Below are 16,217 nucleotides of genomic sequence, written 5' to 3' on the forward strand. Positions count from 1 at the left end.
CCGCCTCCTACGATCAACGGGTTATGCGCGTGCTGATCGTCGAGGACGAGCCCCTGATGGCCGTGGCCGTCCGTGACGGCCTGCGGCTCGAGGCGATCGCCGCCGACATCGCGGGCGACGGCGACACCGCGCTCGAGCTTCTCGCCGTGAACGAGTACGACATCGCCGTGCTCGACCGCGACATCCCCGGCCCATCGGGCGACGAGGTCGCCCAGCGGATCGTCGCCTCCGGCACCGGCATGCCGATCCTGATGCTCACTGCGGCGGACCGGCTCGACGACAAGGCGAGCGGCTTCGAGCTGGGAGCCGACGACTACCTCACCAAGCCCTTCGAGCTGCGCGAGCTCGTGCTGCGACTACGCGCCCTGCAGCGACGCCGGGCGCATCATCGGCCGCCGGTCCGCGAGCTGGCCGGGCTCCGGATCGACCCCTTCCGGCGCGAGGTCTTCCGCGACGGACGCTATGTCGCGCTGACCCGCAAGCAGTTCGCCGTGCTCGACGTCCTCGTCGCGGCGGAGGGCGGCGTGGTCAGTGCCGAGGAGCTGCTCGAGCGGGCATGGGACGAGAACGCCGACCCGTTCACCAACGCCGTCCGCATCACCGTCTCGGCGCTGCGCAAGCGGCTCGGCGACCCGGGGATCATCGCCACGGTGCCCGGCGTGGGCTACCGGATCGACGTGCATGCCTAGGACGACCCGACTGCCGGGCCTGAGTGTCCGGCTCAAGCTGACCCTGAGCTACGCCGCCTTCCTCATGGTCGCCGGCGGGCTGCTGCTCGCCGTCGTCTGGGTCTTCCTGCTGCGCTACGTGCCCGACCAGCAGATCCTCGGGCCGGGACCGCACACGCCCAACCGCAGTGACCTGCAGCGGGCCTTCACGCCGCGAGCCCTGCAGGCGATGGCGGCGCTGCTGGTCTTCGGGCTCGTCGGTGGTTGGGTCCTCGCCGGTCGGATGCTCGCTCCCCTCTCGCGGATCACGGCCGCCGCCCGTCGCGTCGCGGCCGGCTCGCTCTCGCACCGGATCCAGCTCGACGGCCGGCGCGACGAGTTCCGGGAGCTCGCCGACGCCTTCGACACGATGCTCGACCAGCTCGAGGCACACGTCGAGGAGCAGAAGCGCTTCGCCGCCAACGCCTCGCACGAGCTGCGGACGCCGCTCGCCATCACGCAGGCGCTTCTCGACGTCGCCCGGCGCGATCCGGAGCGCGACCCCGCCGAGCTCGTCGAGCGCCTGCACGAGGTCAACACCCGCGCCATCGATCTCACCGAGGCGCTGCTCCTGCTCAGCCGCGCCGAGCGCCGCAGCTTCACCCGCGAATCGGTTGACCTCTCCCTTCTGGCCGAGGAGGCGGTGGAGACCCTCCTTCCGTACGCCGAGCAGCGCGGTCTCGCGATCGAGGTCTCCGGCGACGCCGCGGTGACGACCGGCTCGCATGCGCTGCTGCTCCAGATGACGACGAACCTCGTCCACAACGCGATCGTCCACAACCTGCCCTCGGCCGGGTCCGTGCACGTGACGACCGGCATCGATCACGCGGAGGCCGTCCTCACCGTTGAGAACTCCGGCAGCCACCTCGACCCCGGTCTCGTCGCGACGCTCACCGAGCCCTTCCAGCGGGGCAACGAGCGCACTCGCTCCGACCATGCCGGCGTGGGGCTCGGCCTGGCGATCGTGAAGAGCATCGCCGAGGCGCACGACGGCTCACTCGTCCTTGCACCGCGTTCCGAGGGTGGCCTGCGGGTCGACGTACGACTTCCGGCGGCGCCGCGTCAGTAGGGGAGGAGGGGGCCGATCCGGGTTCCTCAGAGGCGGCCGGACTTGCCCTCGTACATCCGTAGGTCGGCCCGGTCCAGCAGGGTGGCGAGGGTGTCCTCGGGCCGTAGTTGCGCAACGCCCCACGTCCACGGCACGGACGCCGAGGCACGTGCCTCCGCCAGCCGGCGCGCGGCCGCGCACTCATCGAGGCCGGCGAGGACGACGACGAACTCGTCGCCTCCGAGCCTGCCCACAACATCGCCGTCAAAGGTGGTGAGCCACTCGTGCGTGGCGCGGGTGAGCAGTTCGTCCCCGGCCCGGTGGCCGCCTGCGTTGTTGACCTCCCGAAGTCCGTCGAGGTCGATCAGCGCGATGCTGATCGGCTCGTCCCTGCGCCGGGCCACGTCGATCAGCCGGTCCGCGCGCCTGATGAGGCCCGCGCGGTTGTGCGCACCCGTGAGGGAGTCGGTGTACATCAGGCGGGAGATCCTGACCACCAGGATGCGGACCACCTCGGACATCACCACGGCCTCCGCCGCGATGATGAACGCCATGCTCGTCAGCACGTCGTCGCCGCGGTGGGTCACGCTTGCGACCCAGGCGACGAGGCCGGCGTAGAAGACGATCACCGCGCGCCGGGGGAGCAGCCAGCTCGTGTAGATGCCCAGCAGCGGCAGTGCGAGCCCGTTGCCGAAGGCGGCGAGGTCCAGGTTGCTGGTCCAGGTCAGCGCGGCGACCACGCCGAGGTAGACCGCGAGCAGTGCGGTCGCCTCCGACGTGGTGAACCGCCGGCCGCGCGCGAAGGTGCCGACGGCGAACAGCACAGCCACGAGGGCCAGACAGCCCAGGACCCAGCGCGGATTCTTGCCCGGTTGGTACCAGACGGTCGCGATCAGCAACGCGAGCGCCGCCAAGGAATAGATCAGCGTGGACGCCACCGTCAGCGGCGGCAGAGAGCGGGTCTCGCGCGAGAGAGGAAGCAGTCGTGGCATGGGGTGATCCGGTCGCTGGTGGGAGCCCGAGGTCGTGCACGACTTTACTGCGCCGCTAGCCTCGTGGGGCCATGTTGCTGCGATCGATCAACCTCGAGGACCACGGCGAGCTCGAGACCGTGCTCCGGATCAACCTCGAGAACGTCGAGGTGCTCGCCCCGATGGACGAGGAGAAGCTTCGGCGCAAGGCCGCCATCGCGGAGCGCTTCGATGTGATCGTGGCCGACGGGCAGGTGGCCGGGTTCGTCGTGGTCTATGGGCCGGGGTCGACGTACTGGTCGCCGAACTTCGCCTGGTTCAAGGAGCGCTACGACGACTTCGTCTACCTCGACCGGATCGCCCTCGACCCGCAGTTCCGTCGTCGTGGGCTGGCGAGCGCGGCCTATGAGGAGCTCGAGTCACTCGCCAGGCCGCACGGCCGGATGACGCTCGAGGCCGTCGACGACAACCACGGCTCGCTCGCCTTCCACGGTCAGCGGGGGTACGTCGAGGTCGGCCGCTTCACCTGCGACGGCCACGACAACGTGATGATGGTCAAGGAGCTCTGACCCAGGTGGGTCTTGTCGAACAGGACAACTGAAGACACGCTGATCTGGTGAGACCGACAGCGTGAAGGGGACGGCTGCGGCCCTAGGGTCGTTCCCCATGACCACACCGACTCTCTTCACCGTCGATGGGCTGCTCGCCGACCTGCGGCAGCTCATCGAGTGCGAGTCGCCGTCGGCCGACCTCGGCGCGGTCGCCCGCTCGGCCGATCTCGTGGCCTCGCTCGGAGCCAAGCACCTCGGTGTCGAGCCGGAGCGGATCACCGTCGACGGTGTCTCGCACCTGCGCTGGCGCCTCGGCAGCCGTGACCGCGACACCGGAGGCCGCGTACTGGTGCTCTGCCACCACGACACCGTCCATCCCCTCGGGACGCTGGAGACGATGCCGTACGACGTCACCGACGGTGTCCTGCGCGGACCCGGCTGCTTCGACATGCTCGCCGGACTCGTGATGGCCTTCCACGCCGTCGCCGCCCTGGCCTCGACGGACGGGGTGACCCTCCTGGTGACGGGTGACGAGGAGCTCGGCTCGATCTCGTCACGTGCCCTCATCGAGGAGACCGCCCAGGAGTCGTCTGCCGTACTGGTGCTCGAGGCGTCCGCCGACGGCGGCGCGCTCAAGACCGCACGCAAGGGCGCCTCGATGTACGACGTCGTCGTCACCGGTCGTGCCGCCCACGCCGGCCTCGAGCCGGAGAAGGGCGTCAACGCGACGATCGAGATCTCCCAGCAGGTGCTGGCGATCGCTTCCCTGGGTGATCCGGCGGCCGGGACGTCGGTGACGCCCACCGTCATCTCGGCGGGCACCACGACGAACACCGTCCCGGGGTCGGCTGTGCTGAGCGTCGACGTACGCGCGTGGACGACCGCCGAACAGGAGCGGGTCGACACGGCGATCCGTGCGCTCACGCCCGCCCTGCCCGGGGCGACCCTGGAGATCAGGGGCGGCATCAACCGGCCGCCGCTGGAGCAGGAGCTCGCCGCACCGCTCTACACCAGGGCTCTCACGGTCGCCGAGAAGCTCGGCCTCCCGCCGCTGGCTCACGCGCAGGTCGGCGGAGCGAGCGACGGCAACTTCACCGCGGGCCTCGGCATCCCGACACTCGACGGCCTCGGCGCCGTCGGCGGCGGCGCCCACACCACCTCCGAGCACCTGTACGTCGACCGCCTGGTCGACCGCACCCAGCTGCTCCACGGCCTCATCCAGGACCTGCTCAAGGAGCCGGCATGCCTCTGAACCACGCCGCCGGGACCGAACCCGTCGCGATCGACGCCGCCGTGCTGGCCGAGGCGGAGGCGGAAGCGGCCAAGGCGATCGCCGCCGCCGGCTGCGACCTGCGCGAGCTCGAGACGATCGATGAGCTCACGGAGCTCTCCGACCTCCTCGACGAGATCTGGGGCGCCCCCGAGCCGCTGATGAACACCAACCTGCTCCGTGCCCTGAGCAAGGCCGGCAGCTACGTCGCCGCCGCGTACGTCGACGGCGAGATGGTCGGCGGCTGCGTCGGCTTCCACGAGCAGCCCGAGAAGCGTGCGCTGCACAGCCACATCGCTGGGGTCCGGCCCGAGCTGATCGGCCGCAAGCTCGGCGTCGCGCTCAAGCTGCACCAGCGCGTCTGGGCCCTGCAACGCGGCGTCACCGCCATCGAGTGGACCTACGACCCGCTCGTCGCGCGCAACGCCTACTTCAACATCGAGAAGCTCGGCGCCCGCCCGGTCGAGTACCTCGCCAACTTCTACGGCTCGATGAACGACACGATCAACGGCGTCGACGAGTCCGACCGGGTCCTCATCCGCTGGGACCTCGTGGACCCGCCCGCCGCCGCGGTCGCGGGCGTGGACACGGTCGCCGTCGGCGTACCGGAGGACATCGAGGCGCTGCGCCTCACCGACCCGGACGCCGCGCGCGAGTGGCGGCTGCGCGTCCGTGAGGGCCTTCAGCCGCTGCTCGCCTCCGGTGGCGCCGTCGTCGGCTTCGACCGCGAGCGCGGCTACCTCATCCAGAACACCCGGACCACCCAGAACGCCCAGAACACCCAGACCCCAGGAGACACGCAATGAAGCTTCGCGGCATCGAGCTGCGCCGGATCGGCATTCCGCTGGTCGGCCCGTTCCGGACGTCCTTCGGCACCCAGAACGACCGCGACGTGCTGCTGCTCAAGGCCGTCACCGACGACGCCGAGGGCTGGGGCGAGTGCGTGGCGATGGCGGAGCCGTCGTACTCCCCGGAGGTGCTCGCCAGCGAGACCGCCGTGCTCAAGGACTGGTTCCTGCCGACCCTGGCCGGCGAGCGCGGTCAGGCCGCGCTCGGGGCGCACGGCGCGCACGCGGTGACCCAGTTGCTACACCCGTTCAAGGGCCACCGGATGGCCAAGGCCGCCCTCGAGATGGCGATCCTCGACGCCGAGCTGCGCGCCGAGGGCCGCAGCTTCGGCCGCGAGCTCGGCGGTGTCCGCGAGACCGTCCCGAGCGGCGTGAGCGTCGGCATCTTCGACACCATCCCGCAGCTGCTCGACGTCGTCGGCGGCTACCTCGCCGAGGGCTACGTCCGGATCAAGCTCAAGATCGAGCCGGGCTGGGACATCGAGCCCGTCCGCGCCGTCCGTGAGCGCTTCGGCGACGACCTCCTCCTGCAGGTCGACGCCAACACCGCCTACACGCTCCGCGACGCCCGCCACCTCGCCAAGCTCGACGACTTCGACCTGCTCCTCATCGAGCAGCCGCTCGAGGAGGAGGACGTCGTCGGGCACGCCGACCTCGCGAAGATCGTGAAGACGCCGATCTGCCTCGACGAGTCGATCGTCTCGGCCCAGACCGCGGCGGCCGCGATCCGGCTCGAGGCCTGCAGCATCATCAACATCAAGCCCGGTCGCGTCGGCGGCTACCTGGAGTCGGTGAAGATCCACGACCTCGCCCAGGCCCACGGCCTCGCGGTCTGGTGCGGCGGCATGCTCGAGACCGGCATCGGTCGTGCGGCCAACATGGCGCTCGCCTCGCTCCCCGGCTTCACGCTGCCCGGTGACGTCTCGGCCTCGAGCCGCTTCTTCCACACCGACATCACCGAGCCGTTCGTCCTCGAGGACGGGCACATCCGGGTGCCCACCGGCCCCGGCCTCGGCGTCACGCCGATCCCCGAGATCCTCGAGGAGTTCACGACGAGCGTGGAGTTCATCGAGCTCTGAGGAGGGAGCCCGGCCACCGTATGCTCCGAGCCGTGAACCAGCGACCTCGGGCGAGCCTCGGCCGGGTGCTCGACGACCTGGGCGACACGCTCCTCGAGCTGCTCTGCGGTGACCCGGAGCATCCGGGCGAGATCGGCGGGGTCGTCATCGACGACCCGGTCGACGAGCCTGCCTTCCCACCCCAGGCCATTGCGCTGGGCGTGGGCGTCACGGCCGACGGACTTGCCGACTTCGTCGCGCGGATGGCCGGTCACGGCGTCGCGGGCGTGGTCGTCCGCTCGATGGAGGTCGCCGACGTCGTACGCCGTCAGGCCGACGCGTCAGGTCTGGCGGTGCTCGGCCTGCGGCGTGGTGCGACGTGGGCACAGCTCACCGCGCTGCTCCGCTCGGTGCTCGCGTACGACGACCTCGGGACCGGCGATGACGAGTCGCTCGGCGGGCTGCCGTCGGGCGACCTCTTCGCCGTCGCGAACGCGGTCGCGGCCCTGCTCGACGCCCCCATCACGATCGAGGACCGCAACTCGCGGGTCCTCGCCTTCTCCGGCCGGCAGGAGGAGGCCGACCCGTCGCGCGTCGAGACCGTCATCGGTCGCCAGGTGCCCGAGCGCTACGCCCGTCTCCTCACCGAGCTCGGCGTCTTCCGCGAGCTGTATCGGCAGCACCGGCCGGTGGTCATCGACCCGAGGTCAATGGACACCGACGCGATCACCCGGCAGCGGGTCGCGATCGCCGTGCGAGCCGGCGACGAGGTGCTGGGCTCCATCTGGGCCGTGATGGACGGCGAGCTCACGCCCGAGCGCACCGCCGCCCTGACCGAGGCGGCACAGCTGGTCGCGCTGCACCTGTTACGCGTGCGGGCCGGTGCCGACGTACGGCGGCGACTGCGGACCGACCTCGTCTCCACGGCGCTGGAGCGAGGAGCGGGCGCGAGCGATGCGCTGGTCCGCCTGGGCCTGAGCGGCAGGGCCGTCATCGTGCTCGCAGCCTCGCTGCCACCCGACGACGAGCGCGTGACCGAACGAGCGGCCGAGCTCGACCGCCTCGCCGACGCGATGGCTGTCCACCTCACGGCGACCGTCCCCGGGGCGGCCGTCGCTCCCATCGGCGGCGTGGTCTACGCCCTCGTCCCGGTCCCCTCCGGGGCCGGTGATCCGGAGGAGCGGGCACTGCGGCTCAGCGAGGACTTCCGCGAGCGCGTCGGCGCCAATCTCCCCGCCGTCGTCGCCGTCGGCTCGGTCGGTCCCACCTCGGCGCAGGTCGGCGACATCGTCCACTCCCGTGCGGTGGCTGACCGGGTCCTGCGGGTGCTGCGCGAGGGTCACCTCTCTGCCCGGGTTGCTCGCCTGGCCGATGTCCAGACCCAGTCGCTCCTGCTCGAGCTCCGCGACCTCGCGACCTCCCGCGGCGAAAAGCTGACCGGTCCGGTCGCTGCGCTGATCGAGTACGACGAGCGCAGCGCCGGTGGCCTCGTGGAGAGTCTCGAGGCCTGGCTCGACGCCCAGGGAGATGTCGCGAAGGCGGCCGGCGCCCTCTTCATCCACCAGAACACCCTGCGTTACCGGCTTCGTCGGATTACGGCAATCACCGGCCTGGACCTCACCGACCCGGAGCAGCGCTTCGCCGCCATGCTCCAGTTGCGCGTGCTCGCACCGCGCTGAGTGACGCTCGACCCCGACGCGAGGCGGACACACGCTCCGGTTAGCGTGGGGACATGACCCGCATCGGCAGCAGTGACCTCGAGGTCTCCGGCCTCAACCTCGGCGGCAACGTCTTCGGCTGGACCGCCGACCGCCAGGCGAGCTTCGCGATCCTCGACGCCTATCGAGAAGGAGGCGGCAACTTCATCGACACCGCGGACTCCTACTCCGCCTGGGTTCCGGGCCACGCCGGCGGTGAGTCCGAGACGATGATCGGTGAGTGGCTCGCGGGCGACCCTGCCCGCCGCGACGAGGTCGTCATCGCCACCAAGGTCAGCCGCCGCCCCGCCCGCCAGGGCCTGCGCCCGGACAACGTCCGCGCCGCCGTCGACGACTCGCTCGCGCGCCTGCGCACCGACCGCATCGACCTCTACTACGCCCACTTCGACGACACCGAGGTCCCGATCGCCGAGGTCGCCGGCGTCTTCAGCGAGCTCGTCGACGCGGGCAAGATCCGTCACTCCGCCATCTCGAACCTGGCGCCCGAGCGGATCGACGGCTGGATGGCCGTCGTCGAGGCCGACGGCCTGCATGCGCCAGTCGCGCTGCAGCCGCACTACAACCTGATCGAGCGCGACTTCGAGACCAACGGCCTGTGCGACGCCGCCGAGCGTCACGGCCTCGGCGTCCTGCCCTACTACGCCCTCGCGTCCGGATTCCTCACCGGCAAGTACCGCCCCGGCGCCACCCCCGCCGACTCCCCGCGCGCCGGCGGCATGGCGAAGTACCTCGACAACCCCGACGCCGTCGCCGCGCTCGAGGCCCTCAGCGAGATCGCCGCCGCCCGTGGCGAGTCCGTCACAACGGTCGCCCTGGCCTGGCTGCGCCAGCAGCCGACCGTCGTCGCCCCGATCGCCAGCGCGAGCCGCCCCGAGCAGCTCCCCGACCTGCTGGCGAGCATGACCCTCGAGCTCAGCGCCTCCGAGCTCGCTGCGCTCGCGTGACCAAAGGGTCACCGTGATGCTTTGCGGTGTGGGTGACGCTTCCGAAGGGTCACCCGCACCGCAAACGGTCACGGTGACACTTTGCGCGACTCAGCTCTGGACCGCGCCGGCCCAGGCGGCCCGCGCGCCGGACTCACCGACGCGGTAGACCTGCACCGCCGTGCCGACGGCGGCGATGAGCGCGAGCATGGCGACGCCGGTCGTCACCACCTTCGACAGCGACCGGCTGCGCGAGACCAGCACCAGCGCCACGACGAGCACCAGTAGCGGAACGGCGAACCAGATCAGCTGGTCGCCGAGCTCCGCGTGGCGGCCGGGGTCGCCGACGTGCTTCTCGAAGGCCTCGCCGCTGGAGGTCGCCACGGGGACAAGGGCGGTCGCGACCGCCGTACACGCGACCAGGAGCCAGCCGTAGCGGAGTCGCCACGACGGCTTGAGCACCACCGCGACCGTGCCCAGCACGGCGAGGGGGAGCAGCACGACGACCGCGTGCACGACGAGCGGGTGCACGGGCAGACCATCGATGGTGTCGAACATGCGGTCAGCATGATCTTTCAACCTGACGGTTGCCTGAGTACATCGGGCCCCGATGGGCCGCGCAGGTCAGGAGATCTGCAGGGTCTTCGCGGTGCGCTCGAGCGTGGCGGCGGCGAGCTCCGCGTCGTCGCCCAGCTTCGTGCCGTACGTCGGCACGATCTCGGCCAGCTTCGGCGCCCAGGTCTGGGCCTGATCCGGGAAGCACCGCGCGAGGATGTCGAGCATGATCGGCGTGGCCGTGGAGGCACCGGGCGAGGCGCCGAGGAGACCGGCGATCGTGCCCTGGTCGCCGACGATGATCTCGGTGCCGAACTGCAGGGTGCCGTCGGGGCGGATCACCTGCACGCGCTGGCCGGCGATCACCTTCTCCCAGTCGGCCGGCTTGGCGTCGGGGAAGAACTCGCGGAGATCGCCGAACTTGCTGGAGCCGCTCTGGAAGATCGTCTTGATCAGGTAGATCGTCAGCGGCACGTTGTGCACGGCGACCTTGAGGTAGGACGGCAGGTTGTCCCCCTTGATCGACCGGAAGAGGTCGAGCCACGAGCCCTTCTTGAGGAACTTGGGCGTCCAGCCGGCGTACGGGCCGAAGAGCAGGTGGCCGGTGCCGCCGATCACGCGGGCGTCGAGGTGCGGCACCGAGAACGGCGGCGCGCCGACGGGTGCCTTGCCGTAGGCCTTCGCAAGGTGCCGCGAGACGAGCTCGGGCTTCGAGCTCCGGATGAACTGACCGGAGACCGGGAAGCCGCCGAAGCCCTTGATCTCGCGGATGCGGGACTTCTGCAGCAGGGGCAGCGCGCGGCCGCCGGCGCCGACGAAGACGAAGTCGGCCGTGTAGTGGAACTTCTGCTTGGTGTGGTGGTTCTTGCCCATCACGTGCCAGGTGCCGTCCATCGTGCGGTGGACGAGTCGGACGTCGGCACCGAACTCGAGCGTGGCGCCCTTGGCGACCAGGTTCTGGACCAGCGTGTTGGTCAGCGTGCCGAAGTCGACGTCCGTGCCGGCCGGGTGGAAGGTCGCCGCAATGACGTCGCTCCGGTCGCGGCCCTCGACCAGCAGCGGGGCCCAGCGCTTGATGACGTCGTAGTCCTCGCTGAACTCCATGCCGGCGAAGAGCGGGTGGTCCTTGAGCGCCTCGTAGCGGCGGCGCAGGTAGTCGACGTTGTCGGCGCCCCAGACGAAGGACATGTGCGGAGTCGTGCGGATGAACGACGCCGGCTCCGGGATGTCGCCGTTCTCGACGAGGAAGGCCCACAGTTGCCGGGTGAGCTGGAACTGCTCGTTGACCACGACCGCCTTGGAGATGTCGATCGTGCCGTCCGCCCGCTCCGGGGTGTAGTTGAGCTCGCAGAGCGCGGAGTGCCCGGTTCCGGCGTTGTTCCACGGGCCCGACGACTCCTCGGCGAGGACGTCGAGGCGCTCGAGGATGCGGATGTTCCACGTCGGCTCGAGCTGCTGCAGCAGGGTGCCGAGTGTGGCGCTCATGATGCCGCCGCCGACCAGCACGATGTCCTTCGGAGAGGAAGAGGGCATGGGTGAATCCTAAGATGCGCCCATGCCGATCCTCACATCCGCCCATCGAGCGTGGATCGACGAGGCGGTTCGCCGGGTCGAGGCCGACTCCAACCGCAGCGCCGACACCCACCTTCACCTCTTCCCGCTGCCGCCCGCCGTGGCCGAGGCCGGCATCGCGCTCTACCTCAAGGACGAGTCGGTGCACCCGACGGGATCGCTGAAGCACCGGCTCGCGCGCTCGCTCTTCCTCTATGCGCTGTGCAACGGCTGGCTGCACTCCGGATCCACCGTCGTGGAGGCCTCCTCGGGATCGACCGCCGTCTCCGAGGCCTATTTCGCCCGGTTGATCGGCCTGCCCTTCGTCGCGGTCATGCCGCGCTCCACCAGCCCGGCCAAGATCAAGCTCATCGAGTGGTACGGCGGCACCTGCGCGTTCGTCGACTCCGCAGGTCAGGTCTACGACGAGGCCCGGCGCATCGCCGCCTCGACGGGCGGCCACTACATGGACCAGTTCACCTACGCCGAGCGGGCCACCGACTGGCGGGGCAACAACAACATCGCCGAATCGATCTTCAGCCAGATGGCCGCCGAGGAGCACCCGATCCCGGCGTGGATAGTGGTCTCGGCCGGCACCGGCGGTACGTCGGCCACCATCGGTCGCTACCTCCACTACTGCCGGCACTCGACCAAACTGATGGTCGCCGACCCCGAGGGCTCGGCGTTCCTCGACGGCTGGGCGGCCGACACCTCGGACGCGACCGGGCCGGGCTCGCGGATCGAGGGCATCGGCCGTCCGCGGATCGAGCCGTCCTTCGTCGGCGGTGTCGTCGATGACATGCTCCGCGTCCCCGACGGCGCCTCGGTGGCGACGATGCGCTGGGTCTCCGAGCAGCTCGGTCGCCCGGTCGGCCCGTCGACGGGCACCAACGTCTGGGCAGCCATGACGGTCATCGAGCGGATGATCGCTGCAGGGGAGACGGGCAGCGTCGTGACGCTGCTCTGCGACGGCGGCGAACGCTATGCGACCTCGTACTACGACGACGCCTGGCTCGCCCAGCAGGGCATCGACCCGCGCGTCGCAATCCCACGCGTCTGACAGCTGGTCCAGACCAGCCGCACCCCATTTTCGCCGTTCCGCGTCATGGGATCTGCGGAGCTCCGTTCCATCCCCGAAGGTCGTCCACCGGTGGGGGGGTGGACGACCTTCACCCCGGGTTACGGCAGCATGAGCCGCATGTCCGATCCCGCCGTCTCGACCAGCAAGGCGATCTCGCCCGACTCCGGTGAGCACTGGAGCGCACCCGGCGCATGGGAGGTCGCCCCCGGCCTCCACCGGATCCCGCTCCCGCTGCCGATGGACGGGCTGCGGGCGGTCAACGTCTACGTCCTCGAGAGCGAGGAGGGACTCACGCTGGTCGACGGTGGCTGGGCGATCACGGAGGGTCGCGCCGCACTCGAGGCTGGGCTGAAGCAGATCGGCAGGGGCTTCGGCGACATCCGTCGTTTCCTGGTCACCCACGTGCACCGCGACCACTACTCCCTGGCGGCGACGCTCGGCACGGAGTTCGGCGCCGAGGTGACGCTCGGCATCGGCGAGAAGCCGACCATGGACATGCTCTTCGAGCCCGAAGACGCGACCGGACCGAACATGATCGACCAGCTGCGCGCCGCCGGCGCACACGACATCGCCGCCGAGTTCGAGACGTTCGACGCCGACGACGGCCGCGACGACCGGTCCCACCGCTATCCCGACACCTGGCTGACCGGTGACCAGCAGATCGCCGTGGGCGAGCGGGTCCTCGACGCCGTACACACGCCGGGCCACACGCAGGGGCACTTCGTCTTCGCCGACCAGTCCGCCGGCCTGCTCTTCGCGGGGGACCACGTGCTGCCGACGATCACGCCCTCGATCGGTTTCGAGCCGGCGGTCGTCGACCAGCCGCTGCGTGACTTCATGGACTCGCTCACCCGGGTGCGCCAGCTGCCCGACCTGCGGCTGCTGCCGGCGCACGGCCCGATCGCGCCGTCGACCTACGCCCGCATCGACGAGCTCCTCGCCCACCACGAGGAGCGTCTGGACCTGTGCCTGCGGTCCCTCGAGGGCAGCGCGCCGAAGACGTCGCTCGACGTCGCCGGTGACCTGCCCTGGACCCGCCACGAGCACCGGTTCTCCCAGCTCGACGTCTTCAACGGCGCCCTCGCCGTGATGGAGACCAAGGCCCACCTCGAGCTCCTCGTCGCCCGCGGCCAGGCGTCTCGCACTCTGACGCCCGACGGCGTCACCTTCTCCGCGCTGCGCTAGCCTCAGCAGGTCAGACAGGGGAGCCCGCGTCAAGGGCTGAGAGTGCGGTAGTCCGCAGACCCTCCGAACCTGCACCGGTTAGTACCGGCGAAGGGAGTCGCAGATGTTCTTGCGCGCCATTTCCGCGGCGGCAGCCGCACTGTCCCTCATTCCCGCACTCGCTGCCTGCGGCAGCAGCGACAGTACGTCGACGGGCGACAAGCCCACGACGGTCACCGTCGTCACGCACGACTCGTTCGCGCTCCCCAAGGAGCTCCAGGCGGAGTTCGAGAAGGAGTCGGGCTACACGCTCAAGGTCCTCTCCAACGGCGACGCCGGCCAGCTCACCAACAAGCTGGTGCTCACCAAGGACGCCCCGCTCGGTGACGTCGCCTTCGGCGTCGACAACACCTTCGGCTCGCGCGCCCTGAAGAACGGCGTCTTCGCCGACTACACGCCGGCGGACCTGCCCGACGGCCTGAGCCAGTTCGACCTTCCGGACGACTCGGGATCGAAGCTCACCCCGATCGACACCGGCAACGTCTGCCTCAACATCGACACCGACTGGTTCGCGGCGCACAAGGTCGCGCCGCCGGTCACCCTGGACGACCTGACCAAGCCGGCGTACAAGGACCTCACGGTCCTGCCCGGTGCGGCCACCTCGAGTCCCGGCCTGGCGTTCCTGCTGACCACGATCGCCGCGAAGGGCGACGACTGGCCGGCGTACTGGAAGGCGCTCATGGCCAACGGTGCCGAGATCACGCAGGGCTGGTCGGACGCCTACGAGGTCGACTTCACCGCCGGGGGCGGCAACGGCAAGCGCCCGATCGTGCTCAGCTACGACTCGAGCCCGGCCTTCACCGTCAAGGACGGGAAGACGTCGACGCAGGCGCTGCTCGGCACGTGCTTCACCCAGATCGAATATGCCGGCGTCCTCGCCCACGCGAAGAACCCGGCCGGCGCCCAGGCGTTCGTCGACTTCCTGCTGAGTCCCGAGGTGCAGAAGGCGCTCCCCGACGCGATGTACGTCTTCCCCGTCGTGCCGAACACGCCGCTGCCGGCCGACTGGGCGAAGTTCGCCAAGCGGCCGACGAAGCCCTGGACGCTCTTCCCGTCCGACATCGACAAGAACCGCGACACCTGGTTGCAGCAGTGGAGTGACGTCACCTCGCAATGAGGCGCCTCCCATGAGACGACTCAGTGCGCTGGTCGCGCTCGCCGCCGTCCCGCTCGCCGTTCTGGGCGTCCTCTTCGTCCTCCCGGTGAGCGGGATGGTGTCGCGCGGCTTCGACGGCGGCCTCGCGCCGGTCCTCGACGTCCTGCAGCGCCCGCGGGTCCACCGGGTCCTCTGGTTCACCCTGTGGTCGAGCACGGTCGCGACGGCGATCGCCGTCGTCCTCGGCGTGCCGGCGGCGTCGGTCCTCTACCGGCTCCGGTGGCCCGGCAGTCGGGTCGTGAGGGCCTTGGTACTCGCGCCGTTCGTCATGCCGACCGTCGTGGTCGGCATCGCGTTCCGCCAGCTCACCACGTCCGGCGGGCTCCTGGGCAGCCTGGGCCTGGACCACTCCGCGGCGGCGATCATCGCCGGGCTGGTCTTCTTCAACGTGCCGATGGTCGTCCGCACCGTCGGGCTCGTCTGGGAGGGGCTCGACCCCGAGCCGGCCGAGTCGGCGACGGTGCTGGGCGCGAGTCCGTGGCAGGTCTTCACCCGTGTCACGCTCCCGACCCTCCGGCCCGCGATCGCCGGCTCGGCCGCCGTCGTCTTCCTCTTCTGCGCCACGGCCTTCGGTGTCGTGCTCATGCTCGGCGGCCTCCGCTACTCGTCGGTGGAGACGGAGATCTACCTCCTCACCACCAACCTGCTCGACCTGCAGGGCGCGGCCGCCCTGTCGCTGCTCCAACTCGTCGTCGTGATCGTCCTGCTCCTCGTGGCGGGCCGTGTGCAGCGCTCGGTCCCGACCGAGCGGAGCACCGCCCAGCCCCGCCACCTCACCCGCACCGACGTACCGGCGTTGCTCACGACCGCGGCCGTGGCCGCCGCGATCCTGCTCCCGATCGCCACCCTCGTGGCCGGCTCCCTCCGGCGCGAGGGCGCATGGACCCTCCTCAACTACCGACACCTGGGCACCGTGGCCGGCGACGCCGTCGGCAACAGCCTCCTCACGGCGGTCATCGCCACCGCGATCGCGCTGGGGTTCGGGACGCTGGTCGCGTTCCTCGTCAGCCGGCCCTCCGCCTCGCCGCTCGAGGCGCGCGTACGTCGCCTCCTGGACGGTGTCTTCATGCTGCCGCTCGGCGTCTCGGCCGTGACGCTCGGCTTCGGCTTCCTCCTGACGCTGGGCAGCTTCCGTGACAGCCCGTGGCTCGTCCCGCTCGCCCAGGCACTCGTCGCGCTCCCGCTCGTCGTGCGCACGCTCGTGCCGGTCTGGAGCGGGATCGACCCGCTCCTGCGTGACGCCGCTGCCACCCTCGGCGCCGGTCCGGGCAGGGTCCTGCGAGAGATCGACCTGCCGGCGATCAGGGGCGCGCTCCTCGGCGCCGCGGGCCTCGCTGCGGCGGTCTCCCTCGGTGAGTTCGGGGCCACCAGCTTCCTCGCCCGCGAGGACCACCTCACCCTGCCGGTCCTGATCTACCGGTTGCTGAGCCACCCCGGCGCGGACAACCTCGGAGGGGCCCTTGCCGCCTCGGTCGTGCTCGCCGCGATCACCACCCTCGTCCTGCTCGCCGGCGAGCTGGCGAGCCGCGCGCCCCGAACGACACGGCGGTAGGGTG

Annotated in this window: 15 protein-coding genes and 1 riboswitch; of the genes, 12 read left to right on the forward strand and 3 right to left on the reverse strand. The window is 70.6% G+C overall.

The features are described from left to right. Nucleotides 1-23 precede the first annotated feature (23 nt). Nucleotides 24-689: a response regulator transcription factor gene (locus LH076_RS00555; RefSeq protein ID WP_227782028.1), complete on the forward strand. Its 666-nt coding sequence runs from the start codon at nucleotides 24-26 to the stop codon at nucleotides 687-689. After that, on the forward strand, nucleotides 682-1,776 hold the full coding sequence (locus LH076_RS00560; protein ID WP_227782029.1) for a sensor histidine kinase: 1,095 nt from the start codon (nucleotides 682-684) through the stop codon (nucleotides 1,774-1,776). Before LH076_RS00555 ends, LH076_RS00560 begins: the two co-directional genes overlap by 8 nt. 26 nt (nucleotides 1,777-1,802) lie before the next feature. Here the strand turns inward: LH076_RS00560 and LH076_RS00565 are convergent, their stop codons facing one another. Next, nucleotides 1,803-2,747: a GGDEF domain-containing protein gene (locus LH076_RS00565; protein WP_227782030.1), complete on the reverse strand. Its 945-nt coding sequence runs from the start codon at nucleotides 2,745-2,747 to the stop codon at nucleotides 1,803-1,805. Nucleotides 2,748-2,818: 71 nt separating this feature from the next. On the opposite strand from LH076_RS00565, the gene LH076_RS00570 reads away from it, so the two are divergent. The 6 genes from LH076_RS00570 to LH076_RS00595 all read left to right on the forward strand — a co-directional run bounded on the left by LH076_RS00570 (nucleotide 2,819) and on the right by LH076_RS00595 (nucleotide 9,115). Further along, nucleotides 2,819-3,295, forward strand: a complete 477-nt coding sequence (locus LH076_RS00570; protein WP_227782031.1) for a GNAT family N-acetyltransferase — start codon at nucleotides 2,819-2,821, stop codon at nucleotides 3,293-3,295. 97 nt (nucleotides 3,296-3,392) lie between these two features. After that, nucleotides 3,393-4,529: a M20 family metallopeptidase gene (locus LH076_RS00575; RefSeq protein WP_227782032.1), complete on the forward strand. Its 1,137-nt coding sequence runs from the start codon at nucleotides 3,393-3,395 to the stop codon at nucleotides 4,527-4,529. Next, on the forward strand, nucleotides 4,520-5,353 hold the full coding sequence (locus LH076_RS00580; protein ID WP_227782033.1) for a GNAT family N-acetyltransferase: 834 nt from the start codon (nucleotides 4,520-4,522) through the stop codon (nucleotides 5,351-5,353). Before LH076_RS00575 ends, LH076_RS00580 begins: the two co-directional genes overlap by 10 nt. Continuing rightward, nucleotides 5,350-6,474: an o-succinylbenzoate synthase gene (menC, locus tag LH076_RS00585; RefSeq protein ID WP_227782034.1), complete on the forward strand. Its 1,125-nt coding sequence runs from the start codon at nucleotides 5,350-5,352 to the stop codon at nucleotides 6,472-6,474. Before LH076_RS00580 ends, menC begins: the two co-directional genes overlap by 4 nt. A 32-nt stretch (nucleotides 6,475-6,506) precedes the next feature. Then, the gene (locus LH076_RS00590; protein ID WP_227782035.1) at nucleotides 6,507-8,132 is read left to right on the forward strand and encodes a PucR family transcriptional regulator; all 1,626 of its coding nucleotides are present in this window, start codon (nucleotides 6,507-6,509) and stop codon (nucleotides 8,130-8,132) included. Between the two features lie 53 nt (nucleotides 8,133-8,185). Continuing rightward, the gene (locus LH076_RS00595; RefSeq protein WP_227782036.1) at nucleotides 8,186-9,115 is read left to right on the forward strand and encodes an aldo/keto reductase; all 930 of its coding nucleotides are present in this window, start codon (nucleotides 8,186-8,188) and stop codon (nucleotides 9,113-9,115) included. A gap of 90 nt (nucleotides 9,116-9,205) precedes the next feature. On the opposite strand, the gene LH076_RS00600 is transcribed toward LH076_RS00595, so the two are convergent. Next, nucleotides 9,206-9,652 carry a DUF2231 domain-containing protein gene (locus LH076_RS00600; RefSeq protein WP_227782037.1) on the reverse strand — a complete coding sequence of 149 codons (447 nt, stop codon included), beginning with the start codon at nucleotides 9,650-9,652 and terminating at the stop codon, nucleotides 9,206-9,208. Nucleotides 9,653-9,718: 66 nt separating this feature from the next. Continuing rightward, the gene (gene mqo, locus LH076_RS00605) at nucleotides 9,719-11,182 is read right to left on the reverse strand and encodes a malate dehydrogenase (quinone) (RefSeq protein ID WP_227782038.1); all 1,464 of its coding nucleotides are present in this window, start codon (nucleotides 11,180-11,182) and stop codon (nucleotides 9,719-9,721) included. 22 nt (nucleotides 11,183-11,204) lie between these two features. Between mqo and LH076_RS00610 the strand changes: the two genes are divergently transcribed. The 4 genes from LH076_RS00610 (at nucleotide 11,205) to LH076_RS00625 (ending at nucleotide 16,213) form a co-directional block, all read left to right on the forward strand. Then, nucleotides 11,205-12,260 (forward strand): PLP-dependent cysteine synthase family protein, encoded by a 1,056-nt coding sequence (locus LH076_RS00610; RefSeq protein ID WP_227782039.1) that lies wholly within the window; start codon nucleotides 11,205-11,207, stop codon nucleotides 12,258-12,260. A 138-nt stretch (nucleotides 12,261-12,398) separates the two neighbouring features. After that, on the forward strand, nucleotides 12,399-13,466 hold the full coding sequence (locus LH076_RS00615) for an MBL fold metallo-hydrolase (protein WP_227782040.1): 1,068 nt from the start codon (nucleotides 12,399-12,401) through the stop codon (nucleotides 13,464-13,466). A 6-nt stretch (nucleotides 13,467-13,472) separates the two neighbouring features. After that, a riboswitch (TPP riboswitch) is annotated at nucleotides 13,473-13,579 on the forward strand. Then, complete coding sequence (locus LH076_RS00620; RefSeq protein ID WP_227782041.1) at nucleotides 13,570-14,622, forward strand: thiamine ABC transporter substrate binding subunit; 1,053 nt, start codon at nucleotides 13,570-13,572, stop codon at nucleotides 14,620-14,622. It overlaps the preceding riboswitch by 10 nt. 10 nt (nucleotides 14,623-14,632) lie before the next feature. After that, nucleotides 14,633-16,213, forward strand: coding sequence for an ABC transporter permease (locus LH076_RS00625; protein ID WP_227782042.1), 1,581 nt, complete (start codon nucleotides 14,633-14,635; stop codon nucleotides 16,211-16,213). Nucleotides 16,214-16,217 lie beyond the last annotated feature (4 nt).

Origin of the sequence: Nocardioides sp. Kera G14, assembly GCF_020715565.1 — a bacterium.
GTDB lineage: Bacteria > Actinomycetota > Actinomycetes > Propionibacteriales > Nocardioidaceae > Nocardioides.